24 protein-coding genes are annotated in these 23,804 nt (G+C 70.4%); 15 read left to right on the plus strand and 9 right to left on the minus strand.

What is annotated here, in order from left to right:
• Positions 1-33: 33 nt before the first annotated feature.
• Entirely contained in the window at positions 34-651 is a 618-nt protein-coding gene (eda, locus tag OHA30_RS08990) for a bifunctional 4-hydroxy-2-oxoglutarate aldolase/2-dehydro-3-deoxy-phosphogluconate aldolase (protein WP_328913283.1), read from the plus strand.
• 37 nt (positions 652-688) lie between these two features.
• Here eda and OHA30_RS08995 read toward each other — a convergent pair whose 3' ends face one another.
• The 3 genes from OHA30_RS08995 to OHA30_RS09005 are packed head-to-tail and all read right to left on the minus strand — an operon-like array spanning position 689 to position 3,119.
• On the minus strand, positions 689-1,486 hold the full coding sequence (locus OHA30_RS08995; RefSeq protein WP_405785638.1) for a histidine phosphatase family protein: 798 nt from the start codon (positions 1,484-1,486) through the stop codon (positions 689-691).
• Positions 1,487-1,491: 5 nt separating this feature from the next.
• A complete protein-coding gene (locus OHA30_RS09000) occupies positions 1,492-2,235 on the minus strand; it encodes a zinc ribbon domain-containing protein (protein WP_328917791.1) in 744 nt (247 codons plus the stop codon).
• Entirely contained in the window at positions 2,232-3,119 is an 888-nt protein-coding gene (locus OHA30_RS09005) for a Nif3-like dinuclear metal center hexameric protein (RefSeq protein ID WP_328913284.1), read from the minus strand. The genes OHA30_RS09000 and OHA30_RS09005 overlap by 4 nt, the downstream gene beginning before the upstream one ends.
• Before the next feature lie 270 nt (positions 3,120-3,389).
• Between OHA30_RS09005 and OHA30_RS09010 the strand changes: the two genes are divergently transcribed.
• The 7 genes from OHA30_RS09010 (at position 3,390) to OHA30_RS09040 (ending at position 12,015) form a co-directional block, all read left to right on the plus strand.
• Positions 3,390-4,598, plus strand: a complete 1,209-nt coding sequence (locus OHA30_RS09010) for a hypothetical protein (RefSeq protein ID WP_328913285.1) — start codon at positions 3,390-3,392, stop codon at positions 4,596-4,598.
• Between the two features lie 1,197 nt (positions 4,599-5,795).
• Positions 5,796-7,259 carry a VanZ family protein gene (locus OHA30_RS09015; protein ID WP_328913286.1) on the plus strand — a complete coding sequence of 488 codons (1,464 nt, stop codon included), beginning with the start codon at positions 5,796-5,798 and terminating at the stop codon, positions 7,257-7,259.
• A 286-nt stretch (positions 7,260-7,545) separates the two neighbouring features.
• On the plus strand, positions 7,546-7,689 hold the full coding sequence (locus tag OHA30_RS09020) for a hypothetical protein (RefSeq protein ID WP_328913287.1): 144 nt from the start codon (positions 7,546-7,548) through the stop codon (positions 7,687-7,689).
• Between the two features lie 813 nt (positions 7,690-8,502).
• A complete protein-coding gene (locus OHA30_RS09025; protein ID WP_328913288.1) occupies positions 8,503-9,435 on the plus strand; it encodes an ABC transporter ATP-binding protein in 933 nt (310 codons plus the stop codon).
• Positions 9,432-10,256: an ABC transporter permease gene (locus OHA30_RS09030; RefSeq protein WP_328913289.1), complete on the plus strand. Its 825-nt coding sequence runs from the start codon at positions 9,432-9,434 to the stop codon at positions 10,254-10,256. Before OHA30_RS09025 ends, OHA30_RS09030 begins: the two co-directional genes overlap by 4 nt.
• Before the next feature lie 62 nt (positions 10,257-10,318).
• Complete coding sequence (locus OHA30_RS09035) at positions 10,319-11,647, plus strand: sensor histidine kinase (protein WP_328913290.1); 1,329 nt, start codon at positions 10,319-10,321, stop codon at positions 11,645-11,647.
• Positions 11,644-12,015, plus strand: coding sequence for a helix-turn-helix domain-containing protein (locus tag OHA30_RS09040; RefSeq protein ID WP_328913291.1), 372 nt, complete (start codon positions 11,644-11,646; stop codon positions 12,013-12,015). The genes OHA30_RS09035 and OHA30_RS09040 overlap by 4 nt, the downstream gene beginning before the upstream one ends.
• Here OHA30_RS09040 and OHA30_RS09045 read toward each other — a convergent pair.
• Positions 11,993-13,171: an AAA family ATPase gene (locus OHA30_RS09045; protein ID WP_328913292.1), complete on the minus strand. Its 1,179-nt coding sequence runs from the start codon at positions 13,169-13,171 to the stop codon at positions 11,993-11,995. The genes OHA30_RS09040 and OHA30_RS09045 overlap by 23 nt on opposite strands.
• 171 nt (positions 13,172-13,342) lie before the next feature.
• On the minus strand, positions 13,343-13,789 hold the full coding sequence (locus OHA30_RS09050) for a hypothetical protein (RefSeq protein ID WP_328913293.1): 447 nt from the start codon (positions 13,787-13,789) through the stop codon (positions 13,343-13,345).
• Positions 13,790-14,100: 311 nt separating this feature from the next.
• On the opposite strand from OHA30_RS09050, the gene OHA30_RS09055 reads away from it, so the two are divergent.
• The 7 genes from OHA30_RS09055 (at position 14,101) to OHA30_RS33940 (ending at position 19,708) form a co-directional block, all read left to right on the plus strand.
• Positions 14,101-14,793: a TetR/AcrR family transcriptional regulator gene (locus OHA30_RS09055; RefSeq protein WP_328913294.1), complete on the plus strand. Its 693-nt coding sequence runs from the start codon at positions 14,101-14,103 to the stop codon at positions 14,791-14,793.
• Complete coding sequence (locus OHA30_RS09060) at positions 14,793-15,398, plus strand: SDR family oxidoreductase (protein ID WP_328913295.1); 606 nt, start codon at positions 14,793-14,795, stop codon at positions 15,396-15,398. Before OHA30_RS09055 ends, OHA30_RS09060 begins: the two co-directional genes overlap by 1 nt.
• Positions 15,399-15,543: 145 nt before the next feature.
• Positions 15,544-16,644, plus strand: a complete 1,101-nt coding sequence (locus tag OHA30_RS09065) for an ISAs1 family transposase (RefSeq protein WP_328913296.1) — start codon at positions 15,544-15,546, stop codon at positions 16,642-16,644.
• Positions 16,645-16,779: 135 nt separating this feature from the next.
• The gene (locus OHA30_RS09070) at positions 16,780-17,151 is read left to right on the plus strand and encodes a hypothetical protein (protein ID WP_328913297.1); all 372 of its coding nucleotides are present in this window, start codon (positions 16,780-16,782) and stop codon (positions 17,149-17,151) included.
• Between the two features lie 409 nt (positions 17,152-17,560).
• The gene (locus OHA30_RS09075) at positions 17,561-18,244 is read left to right on the plus strand and encodes a TNT domain-containing protein (RefSeq protein ID WP_328913298.1); all 684 of its coding nucleotides are present in this window, start codon (positions 17,561-17,563) and stop codon (positions 18,242-18,244) included.
• Positions 18,245-18,367: 123 nt separating this feature from the next.
• Entirely contained in the window at positions 18,368-18,769 is a 402-nt protein-coding gene (locus tag OHA30_RS09080; protein WP_328913299.1) for a hypothetical protein, read from the plus strand.
• A gap of 132 nt (positions 18,770-18,901) precedes the next feature.
• Positions 18,902-19,708 (plus strand): helix-turn-helix domain-containing protein, encoded by an 807-nt coding sequence (locus tag OHA30_RS33940; RefSeq protein WP_443045127.1) that lies wholly within the window; start codon positions 18,902-18,904, stop codon positions 19,706-19,708.
• Here OHA30_RS33940 and tyrS read toward each other — a convergent pair.
• The 4 genes from tyrS to OHA30_RS09100 form a co-directional block, all read right to left on the minus strand.
• A complete protein-coding gene (gene tyrS / locus OHA30_RS09085; protein ID WP_328913300.1) occupies positions 19,593-20,996 on the minus strand; it encodes a tyrosine--tRNA ligase in 1,404 nt (467 codons plus the stop codon). The genes OHA30_RS33940 and tyrS overlap by 116 nt on opposite strands.
• A gap of 116 nt (positions 20,997-21,112) precedes the next feature.
• Positions 21,113-22,009 carry a glycosyltransferase family 2 protein gene (locus tag OHA30_RS09090; RefSeq protein ID WP_328913301.1) on the minus strand — a complete coding sequence of 299 codons (897 nt, stop codon included), beginning with the start codon at positions 22,007-22,009 and terminating at the stop codon, positions 21,113-21,115.
• Positions 22,003-23,094: a hypothetical protein gene (locus tag OHA30_RS09095; protein WP_328913302.1), complete on the minus strand. Its 1,092-nt coding sequence runs from the start codon at positions 23,092-23,094 to the stop codon at positions 22,003-22,005. The genes OHA30_RS09090 and OHA30_RS09095 overlap by 7 nt, the downstream gene beginning before the upstream one ends.
• On the minus strand, positions 23,091-23,801 hold the full coding sequence (locus OHA30_RS09100) for a methyltransferase domain-containing protein (RefSeq protein WP_328913303.1): 711 nt from the start codon (positions 23,799-23,801) through the stop codon (positions 23,091-23,093). Before OHA30_RS09100 ends, OHA30_RS09095 begins: the two co-directional genes overlap by 4 nt.
• Positions 23,802-23,804 lie beyond the last annotated feature (3 nt).

Consider the following 23,804-nt stretch of genomic DNA (forward strand, 5'->3'; position numbering starts at 1 on the left):
CACCACGTGGCGCCCGCCGGGAAGATGAGCCGTATGGAATTCGAGCTCGGCCGTACGCCGGTGATCCCCGTGGTCGTCCTGGAGGACGCGGACCTCGCCGTGCCGCTCGCCCGCGCGCTCGTGGACGGCGGCCTCACGGCGATCGAGATCACGCTGCGTACGCCCGCCGCGCTGGACGCGATCCGGGCGGTCGCGCGGGACGTGCCCGACGCGCTCGTCGGCGCCGGCACCGTACTGACGCCCGACCAGGTCACCGCCGCGAGCGCCGCCGGGGCCCGGTTCCTGGTCAGCCCGGGGTGGACCGACCGGCTGCTCCAGGCGATGCGCGGCAGCGGGCTGCCCTTCCTGCCGGGCGTCTCGACCGTCTCCGAGGCGCTGGGGCTGCTGGAACGCGGCGTCACCGACATGAAGTTCTTCCCCGCGGAGGCGGCCGGCGGGACCGCGTATCTGCGGGCGCTCGCCTCGCCCCTGCCGCGCGCCCGCTTCTGCCCGACCGGCGGCATCGACGCGGCCCGCGCCAAGGACTATCTCGCGCTGCCGAACGTCGCCTGCGTGGGCGGTACGTGGATGGTCCCGCCGCATCTGCTGCGCGCCCGCGCCTGGGACGAGGTGACCGCGCTGGCCCGCGCGGCGGCGGAACTCGGCGCCTGAAACCCCGGACCCGGCGCCTGACCCGGCCCCGGACCCGTCAGACGCCCTGAGCGTCGCCCCGCAGGTGCGCCTCCTCGTTGAAGCACCGCAGCGACGCGTTGCCGTCGCCGTAGAACGCCACCTCCGAGAGGGAGGCGGGTCCGAGGTACATACGGAAGAGCGTCTCCTGCGGGGCCCCCAGCGCGAGCCGCACAAAGGTCTTGATCGGCGTCACATGGCTGACCAGCAGGACCGTGCGGCCGCGGTGGGCGGCCAGCAGCTCGTCACGGCAGCGTTCGACCCGCGCGGAGACGTCCTCGAAGCTCTCCCCGCCGGGCGGCGCGACCGCGGGTGAGGCGAGCCAGGTGTCCATCTGCCCGGGGAAACGTGCCCGGACCTCGGCGAAGGTGAGGCCGTCCCAGCTGCCGAAGGCCGTCTCGCGCAAGTCCTCCTCGACCGAGACGTCGAGGCCGAGCCGGGACGCCGCCGCCGCGGCCGTCTCCCGGCAGCGGGTCAGCGGCGAGCTGATCACGGCGTCCACCCGGCCGCGTACGGCCAGCGCCTCGGCGGCCCGGGCGGCCTGGACGAGGCCGGTCTCCGACAGCGCGGGATCGCTTCCCCCGCTGCCGGAGAATCGCTTCTCCCCCGTCAGCGCCGTCTCCCCGTGCCGCAGCAGCAGGAACGTCGTCGGCCGCCCCAGATCGGGCGCGGAACTCCCCCGGCCCGCGGCGGAGGACGCCGTACCCGAAGCGGACGCGGACGCCGCCGGACCCGCAGCGGACGCGGACGCCGCCGTGCCCGAAACGGACGCCGCCGTACCGGCGACGCCAGGTCCGGAACCCGCCGCGGAGGCCACCGCGCCTACAGCCCGGAGTCCGCGGTACGCACGAGAATGCGCCGGCAGTTCTCGCAGCGCACCACCGTGTCGGAGGGCGCGGACCGCACCTCGTTCAGCTCGGTGATGTTCAGCTCCAGCCGGCAGCCCTCGCAGCGCTTCTGGTAGAGCCGCGCCGCGCCGATACCGCCCTGCTGGGCGCGCAGCTTGTCGTAGAGCTTGATCAGGTCGTCGGGGACGGCGGCCGCGATGATCTCCCGCTCCTTGGCGGCGGTGAAGCCCTCCGCGTCGATCTCGTGGAGCGAGGCGGCCTTGCCGGCCTCGGTGTCGGCGACCTTGGCCTGCACCGACTCGACCCGGGCGGCGAGCTCGGTGGCCCGGGTCTGGGCGTCCTCGCGGCGCTCCATCACCTCAAGGACGACGTCCTCCAGGTCGGACTGGCGCTTGGCGAGCGAGGCCAGCTCGCGCTGGAGGTTCTCCAGGTCGCGCGGGGAGGTGGCGGCCCCGGAGTCCAGCCGCTGCTGGTCGCGGGCGGCGCGCTGCCGCACCTGGTCGACGTCCTGCTCGGCCTTGGTCTGCTCGCGGGCGGTGTCGCTCTCCTCGGTCCTGGCGGCGACCAGCAGGGAGCGCAGCTGGGCGAGGTCGGCGCCCAGCCGTTCCAGTTCGGCGTGCTCGGGAAGGTTCTTGCGCTTGTGGTCCAGCTGCGCGATACGCGAGTCGAGGGCCTGGACTTCGAGGAGTCGGATCTGGTCGGCGGGCGCGGCGTTCAGCGGGGGGCTCCTGGGCTGCTGGAAGGGACGCGGGAAGAGTGGTGCGGCGGGGTGGACGGCGCGTGCGCGGTCCAGGGATCGGTGACCGCGTACGAGACGTGGGTACGCAGCGCCCAGCCGTGCCGGTCGGAGATCTCGTCGAGCTGGCCGGCGGCCTGGGCGCACCACGGCCACTCGGTGGCCCAGTGTGCGGCGTCCACCAGGGCGGGCGTGCCCGTCTGGCGGGCCTCGGACGCCGGGTGGTGGCGCAGGTCGGCGGTGAGGTAGACGTCGACGCCGGCCGCGCGGACCTCGGCGAAGAGGCTGTCGCCGGAGCCGCCGCAGACCGCGACCGTACGGACCGGGGTGTCCGGGTCGCCCGCGACCCGCAGCCCGGCGGCGGTGGCCGGCAGCCCGTGGGCGGCCCGCGCGGCGAACTCCGCGAGGGTCAGGGGGGCGTCCAGTTCGCACAGCCGCCCCAGGCCGCGGCGGCCGGCGGGGTCGGTCGGATCGGGTACGAGCGGGCCGGTGACCCGCAGGTCCACGGCGGCGGCGAGCGCGTCGGAGACACCGGGGTCGGCGCGGTCGGCGTTGGTGTGGGCGACGAGCAGGGCGACGCCGTCGCGGATCAGGTCGTGCACGACCCGGCCCTTGAAGGCGGCCGGGCCGACGGGGGCGACGGTGGTCGTACCGCGCAGGTAGAGCGGGTGGTGGGTGATCAGCAGGTCGGCGCCGATGCGGATCGCCTCGTCGACGACCTCCTGCACGGGGTCGACGGCGAACAGCACGCGCGACACCTCGGCGGCGGGGTCGCCGCAGACCAGGCCGACCGCGTCCCACGGCTCGGCCAGCTCCGGGGGCCAGAGGGCGTCGAGAGCGGTGATGAGATCGGACACGGTAGGCACGGTACGAAGGTTACCCGCACGCCCGGCACCCCCGTCCGGCCCCGGCCCCCGGACGACCGGCTCGCGGAGGGGTCGCGGGCGGAGCCGACCGGGCTCGCGGAGGGGTCGCGCACGGGGCCGACCGGTGCTCACGCACGGGCCGCTTTCCATACGTCGGGCCCGTGTGGGGGCGGTTCGGCGGAATCCGCATTCTTATGGGTGAAGCCGCGCCGCTTCCGCCGATCGTCCGGAAGTACGAAAAGTACCGTCCTGTGCCGGAGGTGGACTGATATGACCGTCACTGCTGCTCCCCAGGACATCCCGCCGCGCACCATCGCACCCGCTCCCCCGGCCTCGATGCCTCCGGGACCCGCCACCGCCCGCGTCGTACGCCGTGCGGGCTTCACGATCGCCGCCGACGGCTCGTACGCCGCCTGCCTCGCGGAGGCCGCGCTGCCCGGGGGCGGGGGCTGGTTCACCGAGCGCTGGACGCTGGGCGGCCCGGAGCCGTACGCCGTCTCGCTCCCCGGCGCCCAGCCGGAGGAACCCGGTACGCAGGTGCTGCCGCTGCCCGACGGCCGCGTACTGATCCGGCGCCGCGTCGCCGACCGCCATGACCTCGCCCTGCTCCACCCGGCCGGCCCCGGCACCGCCGAGGTCCCGCTGTGCTCGCTGCCCGGCGAGGAGGTACGGCTGCTGCCGCCCGCGCCCGGTGCGGCCTTCGCGCTCACGTACGAGAACGGTGTGTCCACGGTCTGGCGGGTCCACGGCGCCGGTGCGGGTGCCGGTACGGGTGCGGGTGCCGACGCCGGGAAGGGCCGGCCGGTCCGCGTGACGACCGTCGAGGGCCGCTGCACGGGCGGCGTCTGGCTGGACCGGACCGGCCGGCTGCTCGCGCTCGACCGTACGCTCGACGGCCGTACGAAAGCGGTCGCCGCGGACCTGCACACCGGTACGACCAGCCCGTTGCTCCAGCTCACCGAGGACAGCGACGACCGGCTGCTGCTCGCCGAGCCGGACAGCGGGCTGCTGCTCCTGCGCAGCGACGCGACCGGTGAGGCCAGGCTCGGGTGGGGTGTGCTCGGCAGCAGGCGGCCGGTGCGTTTCCCCGAGACGCTGCGGGTGCCCGGTGTGCAGCTCACCCCGGTCGCGGCGCAGCCGGGGCAAGTGCTGTCCCCCGAAGCGGTGGTTGTGGCGCTGCGCGGCGAAGTGCCGGGCGGCGCCGAGTCGTTGGCGCTGTGGCGGCCGGGCGAACGGGAGATGCACTGGCGTACGTCCCCGCGCGGGTGGGTCGGGCGGTCGGCGCTGTGGCTGCCGGGCGGGCCGTTGCGGGTCCCTTACGCCGGGGGCGGTACGGCGTGCGGTCTGCTCTCGTACGGCGAGCCCGCCGAGGCGGCCTTTCGGCCGCCCGCGCCGAAACGTGTCCGGCCGATGGCCCGGCGTGCCCCCCTGTCCGTCCTCCCCCTCCAGCAGGCGCCGTTGGCGCGCCACGCGGGGTAGGGGACGCGGAAGAAGCCTGCGACAGGTGGCGACCAGCGGCCGATAACGCCTACCGCGAAGTGCGCTTCGGCGGAGAGGAGCGTGGTCCGGAGCCGGCGACGGGCCCTCCGCCGGCGGGCTGGCGGACCGTCACCTCAGTCACGCCCCGGCGAATCATGGTCGCTGTATGGGCAAACCTGGCGCTCGTAGTCGTTGGCAAGGCGGGCCTGGAGGCCAGGAACAGGTAGTGGCCGTCGGACTCCAGCCCTCGACCCGCCGGATCTTGGCTCGCGGCCACATCATCCACCCTGTTCGTAGGGCCGCCGTCGTGCCACCAGATGTAGGACCAGTACGCCGACTCATCGCCGGTCGGATCGGACGGACAGCCGTCCCCCGCAGCAGGCCCGCCCAGATCCGAAGACCCCCCGAAACAGCTGACACGCCAGAACCAAAACACGCTCCCAGCAGTCGGAAAATTTGTCCCGAACCTCACACGGCCGCTGTCCAGCCACCGCTATGCGGAATTTTCCATTCAGCATCACCAAGCGATCTCACGCCTGCCTCAGTCTTAGTCGTTTCGCTTCACTCCACCAGGCGTGTAGTTCCGGAAAACCTCTTCTTACGCTCATCCTGACCCTTATATAGCCATTCGATCTCATTGCAGCACGCAGCATTGCGTTAAATTCCAGACAAATCAGAAAACAATCCTGGCCCGGCTACAGCAGCAGTCGCGTACAAATTGGCAAAATAACACCACTTGCGCCGACAAGAATTTTGAGCTGCCATGCATCGGGATGCCTACGCTGATCACTGCAACCGAAAAAGGAGCAATCAATGAATAATCGAGCGCATTATGCCGCTATCGTCTTCGCGGCATCACTGATTCCGATGGCCTTGGCGACGCCTGCCGCCAACGCTGCGGAGTCACCTCAGGTCACACCTAACGCCAGTTTCTCCTGCCCGCATGACGGACATGCGGCACCCGGCGTTGTGTGCACGCATTTGAGCAATGGCACTCTCGTCCTTCTGACGGGCGGCGGAGGTGTTCAGACCGAGTACTGGGAGTCGAGCGGAGGCGCGATCACGGCCAAATCGGATACCTATACAATGGGAAGAACACTTGGGCTCCGTCTGAGACGATAACCACGGCGGCAGTAGCACAGCATGTGTGGACTGCGCCTTCCGGGTGCGGTCCCGTCGTCGGTCTCCTGCTCAGCGGTGGCACAACATATCAAACTCCCAGCGATTCCAACTGCTAAAATTCTTGACCTGTGTGCCCCACCGAATTCGGTGGGGCACACAGCCGCAGAACCGACCATCGACCCAACAGGTGAATCCCCATTGCTTTATGCAGTTTTCCGCGGCCATGCCGGATTTATCGCGTTCGCCATCACCCTGGCGATCTTATGCACGACTGCAGGGTACGCAATCGCGCGGCAGAGAACGCGGAGGCCAATTTTCTGTGCGCTTTTCATCGGCAGCACCGTCGGCATCGTCACCCTTACTCTCTGGGGTCCGGTTCCGTCCACGAGCCCACCGATGTGCACAGTGAACCGCGATCTCTGGGAGCCCTTCTTCACCGAGCAGGGCCTGCTGAACGCCGCGATGTACGCCCCCATGGGGTTTTTCGGGGCACTGGCCACACGTAGAGTACTTTTTGTCGTCGGCCTCGGCACATTGTTGACCGTGACGATAGAAACAACGCAGGGAGCCCTTCGCGTACTGGGCCGGGGTTGTGACACAAGTGACGTGGTGATGAATACGGCCGGCTTGTGTGTTGGCATCCTAATTGCAGTTCTTATGCTCGCCGTCCGACAGATCGACGACGTCAGGTTCCTTGCAGTGACACGCAGGGAGTCGTACGCCGCACTCGGCGTGTTCGCAACTCTGGTGATGACGTTTTCTCTTGTGGGAATCACGCCCGACGTTGTCAACGGAACGCTCGCAGTCAAACAGGCAAGCGGCGCACAGCAGCAGGCAATCGAGTCGGCCGTCCATGAGTATTTTGGTGACCACTACGAGATCAAGTCCGTTCAATTCTTCAGCGGTGGCCCCGGAGGCAGCGGTACGGTAATGGCCGCGTTTCCTACCGGTTTTGTCGAAATGAATTGGCCGGACAAAGAAAAATTAACAGCGAGTCTTACCACGTCTACCGATGAACTGTCGAACGGTTATCCGCTCGACGACCCGGTCAGCGACACTTTCGACGAAAGCGACGCCAGGAGATTGGCGTCACGATATGCCAAGAAGCACGCAGCATGGGGAACAGCCGACTCCCACGTCAGTGTTTTCCCTGTAGGCAAAAGGGCCGAACTCGGCTGGATGTTCAGTTGGCGGCGTTACCGCGCGGGCGTACTGATGCCGATGCGTCTGGACATCCAGATCGGCCCGTCGGGAAGGATTTCCCAACTGACTGCCGATCCCGTGCCGGATCCCACGGTTCCCGCAGTCTCGATATCTCGGGACCAAGCGCTCGACGCGCTCTTCACCACCATACGGTTCAAGGAAATATTCCAGGACACAGTGGCCACCAAGACCGCAGAATTGATGGCCGTTTCGGAGCACGGGCAGTGGAGAGCAGTATGGCGTATATCCGTGTCCGGCGAGGAGAAAAATGCCCTGGCCTATGTCGACGCAACGTCCAGAAAAATCTGGACATACTCGGTGACTCCGATCCGCTGACGGCTCGCGCGTCCACGTGGCACCTGGACATTGAGGCATTTCGGCTCCGCCGAAGGTGGCGACAGGGGACGGCTGGGCTCCCCATGAAACCGGGTGATGCCGATCATCGGGGTCGAGGCGGGTAGGAAACCGGCCCCGGGCGTCAGTACACTCACCCGAAGTCGCGCGCACGGGTACCCACCGTGACCGGGGCCGATCGGCGTATCACCGCACGTGGTCACCCTTGCGCACAATTCCGGCGGCAGCCGTCACCCGGCAGCCGTGACGAATCACGGGGAGAACACGGATGTCCGAAGCAACCACGACCGACCACACGGCCGAGGACCTCGCGGGCCGCCACCGCGGGCCGGCCTCACCCGAAGAGACCGAACGCGCCACCGAAACGTCCACCGAGCCCCACGGCAAACACCGCCGCCCGAACCCCAAGTAACGCCTCGCGCGGCGCCTTTGATCCCACCCCCGCCACCGCCGGGCCCCGGCGGGGGTGCGCCGACTATCCGCCCGGGCGGTACGACCGCGACCGGCGGCCGCAGGCGCGACGACCACAAGCCGGCCTGCGGGCGGCGGACCTGCGGGCGCGAACTGCGGTCCGGCCGGGCCCGGGGCCTGCGGGCCGGCTGCCCGCGCGAGCAGCACGACCGCGACCGGGCACCCGCTAGGCGCAGCCGGACCAGCCGCAGCCAGCCCCACGACCGCGCGGGGCGGGCCGCGGCCGACGGTCGCAGGGCGCCCTGCGGGCGGAGCAAGCGACCGCCCGCAGGGCGGGCGACGGGGCGCGAACGGCGGGCGGCCAGGCCCTTCGGGGGCATGCCAGCTGCCCGCGCGAGCAGTACCACCGCGCCCCCGTCCGCGAGCGCAGCCGAATCAGCCCCAACCAGCACCACGACCGCAGGGCGGACCCCGCCGACCGCACGGGCGGCACGACGGCGATCGACGGTCGCAGGTGAGTCAGCAACAGGGCAGCCTGAAGGCCGAGCAGTGACCGCCCGCAGGGCGGTGGCGGGCGCGAACGGCGGGCCGACCGGGGGTCGAGGCAGCGGGGCCGGGCCGGAGGGCCCGGCAGAGGTCCCGGGTGACGGGCCGGGAGGCCCGGCGGGGTCGCGGGGAGCGGGCCGCAGGCCCCGGGGCAGGGTGGCGGGCCCGGCAGAGGTCGCGCGGGGAGCGGGCCGCAGGACATTTGTCATAGGAGGCCGCGGACATTCGCCTCTGCCGCCGCGCCCAGCGGCTCCGTAGCGTCGTCCCCATGCCACCCACCCCACCCGCCGTACATTTCACGGCAGTACACAAACGCTTCGCCGCCGTCCACGCCGTCGCCGGCGTGGACCTCGCGATCGGCCGCGGCGAAACCTGCGCGCTGCTCGGCCGCAACGGCGCCGGCAAGTCCACCACCATCAGCCTGCTGCTCGGCCTCGACCAGCCGGACACCGGCGACGTGCGGCTGTTCGGCGGGGCACCGCACGACGCGGTCAGGGGCGGCCTCGTCGGGGCGATGCTCCAGGACGGGCAGCCGATCCCCCGGGTCACCGTCCGCGAGTGGGTCGGCTTCGTGGCGTCCACGTACCCCCGCCCGATGCCCGTCGAGGAAGCCCTCGCCCTCGCCGGGATCGGCGAACTCGCCGCCCGCCGCGTGGACAAACTCTCCGGCGGCCAAGCGCAGCGCCTCCGCTTCGCGCTCGCCGTCGCCGGCAACCCCCAGCTGATCGTGCTCGACGAGCCCACCGCCGCCCTGGACGTCGAGGCCCGCCGCGCCTTCTGGCGTTCGATGCGCGGCTACGCGGCCCGGGGCAACACCGTGCTGTTCTCCACGCACTACCTGGAGGAGGCCGACGAGAACGCCGACCGGATCGTCGTCCTCGACCGGGGCCGGGTCGTCGCCGACGGCACCGGCGAGCAGATCAAGCAGCGCGTGGGCGGCACGCTCGTCTCCTTCGACCTGGCGGGCGCCGGCACCGAGGGGCTGCGCGCGCTGCCCGGGGTGACGGCCGTCGAGATCCGGGGCGAACGGGCCCTGCTGCGTACGGGCGACTCCGACGCCACGGTCGTCGCCCTGGTGAACGCGGGCCGCTGCCACGGCCTGACGGTCGCGCCCGCCAGCCTGGAGGACGCGTTCCTGACCCTGACCGCGCACCCGGCGCCCGCGGCGGCCGCGCACCTGGACAAGGAGTTCGTACGATGAACGCCCCCACCACGGCCCCGGCCGCCACCGCCACCCCGGCCGTAACCCCCACCGGGCCCACGCGCCCGGCCTCGTACCTCCGCCCCACCCTCGCCTACGTCCGCCTCGAAGTGCGCCGCACCCTGCGCGACGGCGGCTACGTGATCATGGGCGTGGGCATGCCCCTGGCCATGTATCTGCTCTTCACCAACCTCGGCGTCGCCGGTGACGACCCCGGCGCCAAACAGGACTACGCGCGCTACTCGATGATCGGCATGGCCGCGTACGGCGCGCTCGGCGCCGCGCTCGGGATCGGCCCGGGGGTCGCGGAGGACAAGGGGCGCGGCTGGCTGCGGCAGTTGCGGGTCACGCCGCTGAGCCCGTTGCAGGTGGTCGTCGGGCGCGCGCTGACCGCGTCGGTGACCGTACTGCCCGCGATCACCTCCGTACTGCTGGCGGGCGCGCTGATCAACGGCGTACGGCTCGACGCGTGGCAGTGGGCGGTGGTGCCGGTGCTGCTGTGGGTCGGGACGATCCCGTTCACGCTGCTGGGCCTCGGCAACGGCTACGGGCTCACCGCGCAGAGCACCGGTGTGGTGAGCATGGCGTGCATGATGGGCCTCTCGGTGATCGGCGGGTTGTGGATGCCGGCCGACGTGTTTCCGCGCTGGCTGGCCGCGATCTCGCGGTGGACGCCGACCGCGCGCTTCGGTGACCTGGGGTGGAGCGTGCTGGACCACCGTGCGCCCGGCGCGGGTACGGTGGCCGTGCTCGGCGGATGGCTGCTGGTCTTCGCCGGTTACGCGGTGGTGTCGTACCGGCGTGGTGCGCGGACCGCGTGAGGCGGGCGGACGGCGTGAGGCGGCCTGGCCGGCGGGCGGACGCGCGAGGTGATCGGACGGTGGTGAGCGTGGACGGAGTGGGCGCGGGAACGTCGGCTGCGGCGGGGGTGGCGGGGACGTCGGACGCCGCGAGGGCCGCGACCGCCGCCACCGCTGCCCCCGTCGAGAAGGAGTGCCGCCGATCCTGGTGGCTCCGGAAGCCGCAGAACTTCGACGAGGAGATCGAGCACCTCAAGGGCCTCGACGGCAGCTCCCTCTACCCGTGGCTGCTGATGGCGATCGGCCCGGCCGCCGACATCCTCACCGGCGAGATCGGCCACCCCTGGCCGGCCGCCGCCGGACTCGCCGTCTTCTGCGCACTGTACGTGGCCACGATCCGCACGACGTTCAGCGACCGGTGGCGGTCGGGTCCTGTGCCGTTCCGGCTGCTGGCCGCCCTCGCGGGCACCACGCTCGCGCTGGCCATCGGCTACGGCGGCAACTTCATGCTGCTGTTCGTCCTCGTCTCGCTCGGCGTCGGCAGCATGTCCAGGAGCCGCCGTCATCTGGGCCTGATGCTGATGCCGCTGAGCGCGGCGGCCGGGACCATCGCGGGGCTGCGGCACACGGGGTTCTGGACGACGGCGAGTCTGGCGTACGGGACGTTCCTGTCCGGGCTCGTGGTCTCGGTGATCATCACGCTCTTCCACGCGGTGGCCCAACTCAAGGCGACTCGGCAGGAGTTGGCGCGGTCGGCGGTCGCGCAGGAGCGGATGCGGTTCTCGCGCGATCTGCACGATCTGCTCGGGCACACGATGTCGGTGATCGTGGTGAAGTCCGAGGCGGCGCGCAGGCTCGCGCCGCGTGATCTCGACGCGGCGCTCGCGCAGGTCGCCGACATCGAGGCGGTCGGGCGGCAGGCGCTGACGGAGATCCGCGAGGCGGTGACGGGTTACCGCGAGGGCAGCCTGTCCACGGAGCTGGACCGGGCGCGGTCCGTGCTGGCGGCGTCGGACATCGAGGCCGTCGTACGGGAGTCGGGGCCGCCGCTGCCGCCGCAGACGGAGGCGCTGCTCGGGTGGGTGGTACGGGAGGGCGTCACGAATGTCGTACGGCACAGCGGGGCGGGGCGGGTGACGGTCGAGTTGCGGACGGAAGGGGGGTACGCGCGGCTGACGATCACGGACGACGGGCGCGGGCCGGCTCCCGCGGCCGGCGGCACGGCAATCCAGGCCCGTACGGGCACGGGCCTGCGCGGCCTCACCGAACGCCTCGCCGCGGCGGGCGGCTCCCTCACGGCGGCCCCGACCCCACCGACAGGCTTCCGCCTGACCGCAACCCTCCCCGTCGAGGACCCGCCCGCGGGGGTCGGCCAACACACCTACGACCGCCTCCCGGAGGACGGACAGTGAACCACTCCCAGTGGAAGACCCGCCGGACCAAGGCGCTCCTCGGCGAGAGCGTCGAGGAGTCGCCCGCGTACGTCGCGGCGGGCCACGCCTTCGCCCTCGGCCAGGCCGTCTACGACCGCCGTACGCACCTCGGCTTCTCCCAGGCTGAGTTGGCCCGGCGTGCCGACATGTCCCCGCCGCAGATCTCCACGATCGAGGGCGGCGACTCCGTCCCGACCCTCCCCCTGCTGACCCGCATCGCCAAGGCCCTGAACGCGACCCTGACTATCGATCTGGACGGCGACATGTCCCACTTCCTCTTCACCCCCCACGCCGCCGCCCCGACTCCCGGCCGGCCACCCCGCCCTAGCAGGGGGTCGGCTGCCTGAGCCGCTGGAAACCCGCCGTCACCGCCGCCCGGTGGGGCTGGTCGGGCTTGGGGCGGCCGCCCAGGAGGTTCTTCAACCACAGGTCGCCGAGCGAGTAGTCGTCCAGCCAGACCGCCAGCTCCTCCGGGTCGGGCCGACGGATCCGCGTGGAGCCGTCGGCCCGCTCGGCGACGACCAATTCGCCGAGCTCGAATTCGTCCAGCAAGGTGACGGATTGCGTGGCCGCGAGGACCTGGCTGCGGGACGAGGCCGAGCGAAGAAGCTCCGCCAGGACGGTGATGGCGAAGGGGTGCAGCCCGAGTTCGGGTTCGTCGAGCACCAGCAGCGCCGGCGGCTCCGGCTGGAGAAGAAGCGTGGTCAGGCAGATGAACCGCAACGTACCGTCGGAAAGGGCCTCGGCCGGAAACACCGTGTCCGAATCCGTCTGCTTCCACCGAAGCCGTACGCGCCCGCTCGTGTCCTCGGTCAGCACGAAGTCGCGGAAGAAGGGCGCGACGGACTGCACCGTACGCACAATGCCCCGGTACTCCGCCGTGTGCTCCTCGCGCAGCCGGAGCAGAAAGGCCGCGAGATTGCCCGCGTCCGGACGCAGGGCCACCGAGTCGGAAGCGTAACCCGCCTGCTTCACCGGGGCGTTGGCCGTGGTGTCCTGGAAGTGGTAGACGCGGCAGCCGTGCAGGATACGCAGCGTGTGCCGAGCCGCGACGCCCGTCCGCCGGCCCTTCTCGGCCTCCGCCGTCAGACGTGACTCCCGGTGGCCCTGGCCGATGACCTCTGTCCACGGCTCTTCGGAGCGGGCGCTGTCATGGAACTCCACGACTTCACTCTCGAAGATCAGCTCACCCTGGGCGGCCGGGACGAGCGTGGCCTCATAGGCGTTCCGCACACCGCCGTCGACGGCCTCCACCCGTAGCACCATGCGGGCCGCAGGCCCTTTCGCACCGTCGTGCAGCATGGCCTCGGCGCCACCGCGCAGCCCGACCTCCAGCCGCAGATCCTGGTCGGCCACCCGGCCGAGCAATTCCACCGCCTCGATCAGATTGCTCTTGCCCGCGCCGTTGGGGCCGACGAGGACGGTGATCCGGCCGAGGTCCAGTTCGACCTTCTCAATCGACTTGTAGCCGCTGACGGTGATGCGCTGAACCGTGCGTGACATGGATCAAATCTATCGGGCCGGGCCATCGCACGACGTCTGACGTGCGGACGGCCACGTACCGGACCCGAGGTGCGCGTAGGGCGCGCGGCCAACGCGAGGTCCGCGCCGAGACCCGCACCGAGGCCCGCGGCGGGGGCGGGATTCGGGCCAACCACGCCCCGGACACTCGGCCTACGGGTGGCGGCCGTGCTGCGCCTCGTACGTGGCCATGGCCAGCAGGACGCCGGTCGGCACCACGAAGATGCCGATCAGGAAGGTGAGGAAGCCCGCGACAGCCGTGCCCAGCAGGGCGATCGACAGCACCCAGGCGACGGGCAGGGCCCAGCGGGGGCGGTCGTGGCGGCCGGCGTACAGCGCGGCGGTGACGAGCGCGGCCACCAGCAGCGGCACCGCGGCCGGCAGCAGGACCAGCGCGCCGTGCACCTGGTAGAGGGTGTCGCGCGGCTGCCGGCCGGGGTGGCCGGAGTCGACCGTCTCGATCGGCAGGACCATCGCCAGGACAAGGACCGCCACGCCGGTGGCCAACGCCGCGCAGGCGAGGGCGCCACCGGGCCGGAGGCGGGCGGGCGGCCGCTGCGGGAGCGGCTGGTCGTACGGAGCGGAGTGTGGTGCGTCCATGCGGCATCAGCCTTCGGTCGGGTGCGGTCGGGTGTGGGGACGACGGTTCGGCAGGGGCTCCGGGGCTTCGCGGGTGGGCGTCACCATTTCCACGTTTGAGCAGTTGCTCAAATCGTAGGACCGATCGGGTGCCGTGCACAACAGTGCAGTCTGGGGCGGAAAAGGTGGCACTGACGACTGGCCCGGGGAGCGGGTCGGCGGTACGGTTTGAGCAGTTGCTCAGACACGCGCCGAGCAACGGCACCACCAACCACCGATACCACCGCCGGCACCACCGCCGGCGCCCGAACCAACACCCGTACGGGAGCGGCATGGCGAAGTCAGGACCGAAGCCCAAGGCCGACCAGAAGGCGGAGAACGCGGCGGGCACCCGGGAGGCCCTGATCACGGCGGCCGCCGAGGCTCTGCGGGACGTGGGCTTCGCGCAGGCCAGCGCGCGGGAGATCGGCAGGCGCGCCGGCTGCAACCAGGCGCTCGTCTTCTACCACTTCGGGTCCGTCGTCAACCTCCATCTCGCCGCCCTCGACCGGGTCAGCGCGCAGCGACACGAGCGGTACCGGGCGGCAGTCGAGCGCGCGGGCGGGGAGTTGGGCGCCCTGCTCGGCACCGCCCGCAGTGTGCTGGCGGAGGACCTGGACCAGGGCCACGTCGCCGTGCTGGCCACGATGATCGCCGCCGCCCAGTCCACCCCGGGGCTCGGGCCACAGGTGGCCGAACGGATCGCGCCCTGGCGGCGGTTCGCCGCCGACTCGCTGCGGGACGCGGTGAGCGGAGTGCCCTTCGGCGGGAAACTGCCAGCCGACGACCTCGCGCACGGCGTGGTCGCCCTCTACCTCGGCCTGGAGATGCTGGCCAGTCTGGACGGCGACCGTGCGGCCGCCACCCGCCTGTTCGACCACGCCGACCGGGTCGCGAGCCGCATCCCGCGGCTGAGGTTCGGCCGCCACACGAGCGCGCGTGCAGAGCGCAGGAACGGTAAGGACGAATCCAGCAGGGAGAGTTGATGACCCATCCCTCGCCGCCCGCCCCGGGCGGCAGCCAGGCACCACTCGACGCCGTCACCGGCGCGTTCGGCTACTCCGGCGCCGCGATCGCCGACCGGTTGCAGGCCGCGGGCCGCCGGGTGCGGACGCTGACCGGCCACCCGGACCGGGCCCCCGCGGGCAGCACCGTCGAGGTCCGGCCGCTCGATTTCCACGACCCGGCCGCACTCACCGACGCATTGCGTGGCACCGACACGCTCTACAACACCTATTGGGTGCGTTTCGGTCGGGGCGCACTCGACCACCGGACGGCGACCGCCCGTTCCCGCACCCTCTTCCGAGCCGCCGCCGACGCCGGAGTACGGCGCGTGGTGCACGTGTCGATCACCCATCCCGCGGCCGACTCGCCGTACCCCTATTTCCGCGAGAAAGCGCGGACCGAACAGGCGCTGGCGGACGTCGGGATTCCGTATTCGGTGCTGCGGCCGGCAATTCTCTTCGGCGGCCGGGGAGCAGGGCGGCGTCGTTCAGACGGTCTGACCGGCTTGATGGCGATTCATGTGGCTCGGCTGGCCGCCATATCCGTAGACCGGGCCGGAACGGAGGCAGGCACGGCCTCCGGGTGATCATGAGGTGTCGAGTCCCTGATCACCGCAACGGAAGACCGTGCCTGGCCGCTCATCATCGCCCATCCCTGCCAGTCTGGGCCAGCTCACTACCGCCCGGCCTCCCGCGCCCGAGGAACATCCGGAACTGCTGGACTGTCTCGCCGTGGTACCCGATCCGCGCCGGGCCAAGGGCCGCCGCCATCCCCTCGCCTTCGTCCTCGCGCTGACCGCCTGCGCGGTGCTGGCCGGCGCGAGATCCCTGACCGCGATCGCGGAGTGGGCCGCAGACGCCCCGGCCACCGTGCTTGCCGCCCTCGGCGGCCCGAACCGGGAACCCAGCGGCCCGACCGCTCCGGCCGAGGCCACCGTGCGCCGAATCCTGCAACGCATCGACGGCAACGCACTCGACAACGCGATCGGCACCTGGCTCGCCGCTCGGGACCCCGGCCGCACACCGAGGGACCAGGACCTGTTCAAGCAGTCCCGGCGTTCCCTGGCCGTGGACGGAAAGACGGTGCGGGGCGCCCGCCGCGCGGACGGCAGCCAAGTCCACCTCCTTGCCGCGATGACCGGCACCGGCCTGGTCACCGCCCAGCGCGAGGTGGACGGCAAGACCAACGAAATCACCGTCTTCCGGCCCCTGCTCGCAGAGCTCGACCTGACCGACACCGTGGTCACCTTCGACGCCCTGCACTCCCAGACCGCGCACGCCCGCTTCCTCGTCGAGGACAAGAAAGCCCACTACATCGCCGTGATCAAGGGGAACCAGCCGTTGCTGCACAAACGCCTCAAGCACCTGCCCTGGCGAGACGTGCCGTTGCTGGACAAGACCCGCGCCACCGCGCACGGCCGCAACGAGATCCGCCGGGTCAAGACCGCCACCGTCGCCGACCTGGACTTCCCGCACGCCGCGCAGGCCGTCCAGATCGTGCGCCGCCGCCGCATCGTCGCCACTGGCAAGGTCACTCTCGAACGCGTCTACGCGGTCACCGACCTGGCCGCCGAGCAAGCACAGGCCGACGAAATCGCGCACCACGTCCGCGGACACTGGGGCATCGAGAACCAACTCCACCACATACGCGACACCACCTACGCCGAGGACGCCTCCCGCGTCCGCACCGGCACAGCCCCACGAGCCATGGCCAGCCTCCGCAACCTCGCCATCGGAGCCCTCCGCCTCGCCGGACACACCGGCATCGCCGCCAGTCTCCGCCACCACGCACGCGACGCCACCCGCCCGCTCGCCACCCTCGGCATCACGTGATCAAACCGGACCAAGCGACTGAACGACACCGCCCTGGGCCGGGGAGTTCTGCTGAACAACATCGCGTGGCTGCTGCGGCGTATCCCGGTCTTCGCGGTCGGCGGGGACGGCAAATACCGGATTCGGGGCATCCATGTGGACGACCTCGCGCGGTTGTGCGTCGCCGAGGGGGCGCGGTCGCAGGACGCGGGCGACACCGTTCTGGACGCGGTCGGGCCGGAGCGGCCGACCTTCGAGGCCATGGTGCGCTCGGTCGCCGACGCGGTGGGCAGCCACTCCCGTATCGTCCATGTCCCGCCCCGGGCACTCCCGCCGCTGTCCGCCGCGCTCGGCGTCGCGCTGCGCGACCGGCTGCTGACCGCCGACGAGTTCGGCGCGATGTCCTCGGGCCTCGCCGACACCGACGGCCCGGCCACCGGCACCACCGCCCTGACCGACTGGCTCCACACCGCGGCCCCCACCCTGGGCCGCCACTACGCCAACGAACTCCACCGCCACTACCGCTGACCCGCCCGTCCCGCCCCGGTCTGTCCCGCTCGCCCCCGCGCCGGCGTGCGTCCGTACGGAGGTCTCCGCGCCCCGACGAAGAGCACCGGAGTGTGGCGGCGCCCGGCCACCGGCCACCTGCTCGGCCCGATCACCGTGCCCTGAGGGCAGGTTGACCCGACCCCTCGCCGGGCGCATCGGCGGGGGCGGGATTCGGGCCGGCCACGCCCCGGGCACTAGGCCAACTGGGGGAATTTCAGGGGGCGTTCGGGTGGGAAATTCGGGATGCGCGGGTGCGGCGCGGGCGACGGTAGTTGGGTGAGCGATGACGTGGGGTCACCCGTTCGACGGGACGGCTCCGCGTTCGAAAACGTCATGCTCGCGTGCATCGTCGGCTCCGGGCAGGGGCCGGGCGCAGAAGGGACCACGAATGCGGGTACTGCGACAACTGGTGTGGGGCGCGCTCGCGTCGCTCCTCCTGGTCGGCCTCGTACCGACCACCGTACAGGCGGAGGGGAACCGGGCGCGGGCGGCCGTGACCTGCCCGACCGACGGGCGGACGCGCGGCACCAACACCGCGCCCAATCCGCCGCTGGAGACGTACTTCCTGGGTGACTGGCGGCTCGGCCCCGACAAGCTCCCCAAGACCGGCGCCATCGGCGACATGCTCAAGGACTACCGGCGCGAGGGCGACACGGGCTCCACGTACTGGTTCCTCGGCTGCTACTGGCAGACCGACCCGGTCGCGGGCACGTCCGGCTGGTGGTACCCGGACCACGACGGCTTCGCGCTCGACAGCAAGGGCCAGCCGATCGAGAAGCCGCTCGTCCTCCACGTCGGCCAGAAGGTCGACCTCTTCGGCAGCGGCCGCGGCAACTTCCTCGCCCCGGCGGGCACTCCGTACGCCAAGCGCGCGATCCCGCCGAGCAACCTCGACGAGTTCGACACGGCGTACCCGCAGAGCTACCACCTGTACAAGGTGACCAAGGACTTCACCGTTCAGGCCGGCCCGATCCGGCCGTGGTTCGGCCAACCGGGGCTGGGGCTCCAGTACATGACGGCCGACCGGATTCCGGCGCTGATCACCGCGGGCGACCTCGAAGCGCTCAACTGACGAGGTACGTCCGCTACTTCCCCGACACAGCGCCTGTGGGCGGGCCTTCGGCAACTGCCGGGGGCCCGCCCTGCGGTGTTCCGACGAGGCCGAAGCGTAAATGCCGAGGCATAAGGTCAGGCGATGAACAGGGCCCAACTCACCGAGCGCCTGCGCCGGGAGAACGTTCCGGACGCGCTCTACGACATCCCCGGCGTCCACCCGGCGACCCTCGCGCTCGACGCCGCGTACTACCTGCGGCGCGAGGGGGGCGACGACGGCCGGTGGGTGGTCGGCATGCGGCAGCGCGGTACGGACACGACGATGGCCGACTTCCTTACGGAGGCCGAGGCGTGCGGGTATCTCTACGACACGATCACGCGGGTGCCGCCGCCCGTGCCCGGGGGCGCCGAGCAGGTCGAACGCGTCCTGGGCGACGGCGGGGCCGGGGAGATCCAACGCCGGGCGTGGGAGGACTTCCACCGCGCGGAACCCCGTACGGACGACACCGAAAGCGACGACGGCCCCGCGACCCCTCGCGGGTAGGCGGGACCGCCGACGAGACGCCTAGACGACGACTTTCCCACGGCTCAGGTGAAGAGCCGGCAATCACCTGTCGACGGAGATGTACCGACGCATGCGATTGCTGTCCGTATTGACAAGGTCACAGACCCTGGGGTGTGTCCAGCGGGGGAGATCGACAAGGTCATCGGCCGACGTATTGAAGCCGGACGGCAGAGCAACGGCTTGCTGCAGCACGAACTCGCCGCCGCGGTGGGACGCTCGGAGTCATGGATCGGCCAGGTGATCCGGGGGATCATTCCATTGGACAGCCTGAGCCTGGCGGAGCGGATGGCCGGAGTGCCGGGGCTGACGGCCGATCATGTCCTGGCGCTGGACCTCCGATTACCAGGAGCCGTCGCACTCACGCAGTCGTCCGGATCGCGCGCGTCTTCCACGCCTTTGACGCGCGTGTCGCCGCCCGATGCGGAAGACTCGGAAACTGAGCTTCGACGTAGCTTCACCTTGGGCTCGCTGTCCGGTCTGCCGCGATCGCCGGCCTGTCCCCCGATACCCGTGCCCAGGTCGGCCACGACCCCGCCGCCCTCCTTCCACAGGGCTGTGGACAACCGCGAGCTCGCGACGGCCGACTCCCTCACCGACATCCTCCTCTGGCGCCTCCGCCACGAGGCTCACCTCCCCGCCGCCCCCGGCCGCAACGCCACGCTCCCGCCCAGCCGCCCGCCACGCCCGGCCTCCCACAACCCACCCGGGCACCAACCCGAAGGAGGTGGCCACCGCGCGCCCGCGCGGGAAGACAAAGCAGTCGGCGCCGACCCACCTGGGTGGTTCGGCGCCGCGGCGGTTCTCATACGTCGATGCGAACGACCTTCCGGCCCACCTTCAGGTACAGCTCCGCACCGTCGAGTGACCCAGCCTCCTCCACGATCTCGCCGAGCGTCTGCTGCACGGAAGCCTCGGTGAGCTGGGTGGCCTGCTGCTCTCCGTCTGCTTCGCGGATGAGGCGGAGGCCGTTCTGCTGCGCCACACGCCGGACGGCGGAGACGCTGGAGGCGAAGTCCAAGGTGCGGCTGATCAATGCCCCCAGGACGTCTTCCGCGTGGTCTTTCAGGGAGACGACGGGGATGTTCTGGACGTCACCGAAGGAGCGCTTGGAGAAGCGCGCTGTGAACTCCGCGCGAGCGGCTGCGGCAGCGTCCAGGCCGTGAAGAGCGGCGACCACTTCGCCGGCGAGGATGCGCTTGATCGCCATCGGGTGCGCGGTGCCCTCCTCCAGTCGCTTGGTGACAACGCGGATCTCGTCGTCCGTCCACTCGGTGAGCAGCTGGAGGTAGGGCTCGGTGAGGTGGTCGGGGATGGACATCAGACGGCCGTAGACGTCGTCCGCCGACGACGCCAGGCCCACGTAGTTGCCCTTGCTCTTGCTCATCTTGGAGCCCGTACCGTCGGTGCCCTCGATGAGCGGGGTGGTGATGACGACCTCGGGCGTCTGCTCTGAGATCTCCATGACCTTGCGGCACATCTGAAGGTTCAGGAGCTGGTCCACACCGCCGAGTTCGACGTCGGCGTCGATGGCCACCGAGTCCCAGGCCATGACGACGGAGTAGACGAACTCGGCGACGGACAAGCCTTGGCCGTCGGCGAGTCGGGTGCGGAAGTCCTCGCGCTGGAGCGACATGGACACTGGCACCCGGGCGAGGACGCCGACGAGCTCCGGCAGGGTGACCTTGTTCAGCCACTCGCCGTTGAAGCGCAGGTCGGCACGCTCGAAGTCGATGAACGGCGTGACCTGCTGCCGGTAGCCGCTCAGGTTGTGGGCGATGTCTTCGTCAGTGAGGGTCGGTCGATCCGAGGAGCGGCCCGACGGGTCACCGATCTTGGCCGTGACATCACCGATGATGAAGACGACGTGGTGACCCATCCGCTGGAACCGGCTCGCGATGATGATCGGCACCGCGTGGCCGAGGTGGACGTCGGGCGAGGTCGGGTCGATGCCGTACTTGACGACAAACGGGCGGCCCGCGTCCCGTGCGGTTTCGATCTTCTCGGCGAGCACCGCGGCCGAGGGGATCAGGTGGTTCGCACGACCCTCGACCAGGGCTGCTTGTTCCTGCGGGGTGAGGTCGGAGAGGTCCAGGGAGCGCCGTGATGTTGTCTCGACGAGCAGTTGCGCGACCGTATAGTCCGCGCCCAGGTCCGCTCCATCGAGGATGTGCATGACACGGGTGACGGACTCACTCAAACGGCTCATAGCGCCTGTACGCTCCTGGGTCGGACAACTGGCCTGACCAGTAGGGGGTTGGAAGTGGCGATTTTATCATCGCCACTGGCTGCTCATCGCTGAAATGATCGCTGCCGAGGCTTCCGTCATTGCCTCGCGTTCAGCCGCACGATCGGCCGCCCTGTGATCACGCTGGACAGAGACCGGAGCCACGGCGCTATTGAATCCCGAGCACGGAGAGTGCTGATGAGCATTCCCGGAATCAGGAGCATCGCGGGCAGACGCCGACCTCGCTGCATGGTGGATTCGATCTGATGGCCGAGAGCGATCGTGCGGAAATGCAGGGAAATCCTTTGAAGTCGGCGGCTGGTCGCCCAGTCGGGGGGATCTCCGCGCATTGCCTGGAGGCGGTCGGCAAGGGCAGTGCAGACTTCAGCTCGGTAGTCCTGTGACACGCCTGGCGTGCTGCGGTCGGTCATGCTTCTCGGGTGGATACGGTAGAAGGTCGAGGGGGTGGAGAGCACAATTCCGTGGCCGGCTTCACGTAAAGCATGGAAGAAGATCTCGTTGGCCGCGGGCAGCAGGCTCCTGGCGGCTTCGCGATGAACGACCAACGTGCTGGTATTCCCGCCGGGGTGCGGCTCCTTCACCATCGGATTTCCGTCGGAGTCGACCACGTTCTCCCAGTGTTCGATGAACAGCGCCCCGCCCGCCATCGCCTCAGCGCACGTGCGCAGTTTCGAAGGGTGGAACCAGTCGTCGGCATCGAGCAGAGCCACCCAGTCGCCGGTGGCGAGGAGAAAGGCGTCAGTCAGGGTTTGCGCGAATCCCTGCCGCTGTCTCCGGATGACCTTGACGTCGTCCTTGTGGCGCAGGCACACCTCTTCGGTTTCGTCGTTGGAGCCGTCGTCGATGACGATGATTTCCTGAAGGATGAAGTTTCCGGGTTCCTGTTCCATGCAGCTTGTTATGGCCTGGTCGAGATAGCGGCCGTAGTTGTGGCAGAGGATGACGCACGAGATGCGCGGTGGGGCACTCACCACCGGTCGCCTCCGTACAGACGGCCGTACTGTTCCAGGATCTCCTGATGTTCGTAGGCCCTGTAGTCGAGGAACTCGTGGTCCACGCCGCGGCGCTCGGAGCCGAGCCGAGCCGCAGCCTCCTCAAGGGCGCTGAGGAACTTCTCGCCGAAGAGGTTGGGGTGCCCCTGGGACCAGTCGAACCATTCGGGTTCTTCGACGAGCCCCCGGTGCTGTTCGTACTGCTCGTGCAGGTGCCCAGTGAGGGAGCAGACCGGTAGGAGGTTCAGGTCGAAGGCCAACTCCAGCTGTCCGGAGTGGCTGCCCCAGAGATAAGGGAGAAGCAGCGCGTCCGATGCTAGGCCGGCCCTGACCACTTCCTCGTCCGTGGGGTACGGGCGCATGGTCAGACGGATGCGGGGGTCGCGCCCGGCCGTCTCCAGGAGGCGCGGGGCACGGCCACCCTCGGTGAAGTCGGCGGGGCTGAAAGCCCGCAGAAGGACATGGAGGATGCTGTCGGGGTCGGTCACGCCCAGGCTCCAGTTGGCCATGGTGGACAACTGGTCGCGGCCGGCACGGGAGGCCCCGTACATCAGATACCGGGGCGAGGCGCTCGGCTCGCGTTCCAGGCCGGCAAGGGCCTCCGGCGCCGCGACGTATCCGTGCGGAATGACAACCGCGTGGGGACGCGCGCCGAGGATCTCGGTCAGCCTGGTGACGGAGCCCGCGGTGAGGCAGACCCAGTCCACGTCGGCCGAGTGGAGCGTCCGCAGCCGTGCGGTGAAGTCCTCGGCGCCGCCGACCATGGGCAGCGTGTCGTGAGCGGTGAAGACGACATTGACCCCCTCGCGCGAGCAGGCGTCGAGCAGGCGCTCCAAGGTGGCCAGATCCTCGAAGTCGATGTGGTGCAGATGAAGCACATCGAGCCATGTGAAGGGGCGGTGGTCGAGGAGCCAGGTCGCGTCGACCGCCGCCGGCACCATGTCGCCGTCGGCGATCTCGGTGCCGTTCAGGATGCGGAAGTCGCGGCTGCGCAGCTTCCGGGCGTACGGGGTGCGCGCCGGGAGGTGGACGACACGCAGTGCGTCGAGCCGGGGCTTCGCTGTCACCGCCGACCCCCTTGCGTCTCGGCCGTGCCGATGAGAAGCAGCTGGGTGGACAGTCCGTTGGAAGCGTCGTCGCTCCGCGTCAGCCCCGCGTGGCGGATCTCGAATCCCGATGCTTTCAACAGCGCCTGGAACTCGTCGCTCGCCCATTCCCGGACGTGGCTGAGGTTGCGGGGCGGGCCAGGAGCGTTGTAGCCGCTGCGGCACTCGCGGGCGGGCGTGGACAGTACGGCGACTGCGCCTCCCTCCACGAGGAGGCCGTGGACCAGTGACAGGACCGGAGCCGGGTCCAGCAGGTGCTCCACGACGTCGGAGCAGACCACGATCGAACGGCGTACGAGGGAAGCGTCGATGGGCAGTCGCTCGGCCGATTCCAGGTCTACCTCGATCCACTCGCCGAAGGGGTGGTTGTCGCGGCACCACACGAGGTTGTCCCCGAAGTCCACGCCGATGAACGTCCAGTCCGGGTATCCGTAGGCCAGCGACGCCAGCTTGCCGGCCCGTCCGCAGCCGATGTCGATCACCACGTCGCGGCCGAGTTCACTGGCCCGGGCGGCGGCGTACGGGTAGACGTCGGGCTGCCAGGTCACCGTGTCGTCCGTCTCGTCGGTGAAGTACTCCACCTCCTTCCGGCCGCGGTAGCCGTTCCTGATGAAGTACGTCTCGGGGCCGCCGATGGGCTGGTGAGGGGCCGAGGTGTCTGCGTGCATGAG

Source organism: Streptomyces sp. NBC_00223 (assembly GCF_036199905.1).
Taxonomy (GTDB): Bacteria; Actinomycetota; Actinomycetes; order Streptomycetales; family Streptomycetaceae; genus Actinacidiphila.

What these genes read in the sequence shown, in the direction of transcription:
- eda (WP_328913283.1), top strand. Translation starts at nt 34, where the DNA reads ATGGAATTCGAGCTCGGCCGTACGCCGGTGATCCCCGTGGTCGTCCTG.
- OHA30_RS09010 (WP_328913285.1), top strand. Translation starts at nt 3,390, where the DNA reads ATGACCGTCACTGCTGCTCCCCAGGACATCCCGCCGCGCACCATCGCA.
- OHA30_RS09020 (WP_328913287.1), top strand. Translation starts at nt 7,546, where the DNA reads ATGTCCGAAGCAACCACGACCGACCACACGGCCGAGGACCTCGCGGGC.
- OHA30_RS09025 (WP_328913288.1), top strand. Translation starts at nt 8,503, where the DNA reads ATGCCACCCACCCCACCCGCCGTACATTTCACGGCAGTACACAAACGC.
- OHA30_RS09030 (WP_328913289.1), top strand. Translation starts at nt 9,432, where the DNA reads ATGAACGCCCCCACCACGGCCCCGGCCGCCACCGCCACCCCGGCCGTA.
- OHA30_RS09045 (WP_328913292.1), bottom strand. Translation starts at nt 13,171, where the DNA reads ATGTCACGCACGGTTCAGCGCATCACCGTCAGCGGCTACAAGTCGATT.
- OHA30_RS09050 (WP_328913293.1), bottom strand. Translation starts at nt 13,789, where the DNA reads ATGGACGCACCACACTCCGCTCCGTACGACCAGCCGCTCCCGCAGCGG.
- OHA30_RS09055 (WP_328913294.1), top strand. Translation starts at nt 14,101, where the DNA reads ATGGCGAAGTCAGGACCGAAGCCCAAGGCCGACCAGAAGGCGGAGAAC.
- OHA30_RS09060 (WP_328913295.1), top strand. Translation starts at nt 14,793, where the DNA reads ATGACCCATCCCTCGCCGCCCGCCCCGGGCGGCAGCCAGGCACCACTC.
- OHA30_RS09075 (WP_328913298.1), top strand. Translation starts at nt 17,561, where the DNA reads ATGCGGGTACTGCGACAACTGGTGTGGGGCGCGCTCGCGTCGCTCCTC.
- OHA30_RS09080 (WP_328913299.1), top strand. Translation starts at nt 18,368, where the DNA reads ATGAACAGGGCCCAACTCACCGAGCGCCTGCGCCGGGAGAACGTTCCG.
- tyrS (WP_328913300.1), bottom strand. Translation starts at nt 20,996, where the DNA reads ATGAGCCGTTTGAGTGAGTCCGTCACCCGTGTCATGCACATCCTCGAT.
- OHA30_RS09100 (WP_328913303.1), bottom strand. Translation starts at nt 23,801, where the DNA reads ATGCACGCAGACACCTCGGCCCCTCACCAGCCCATCGGCGGCCCCGAG.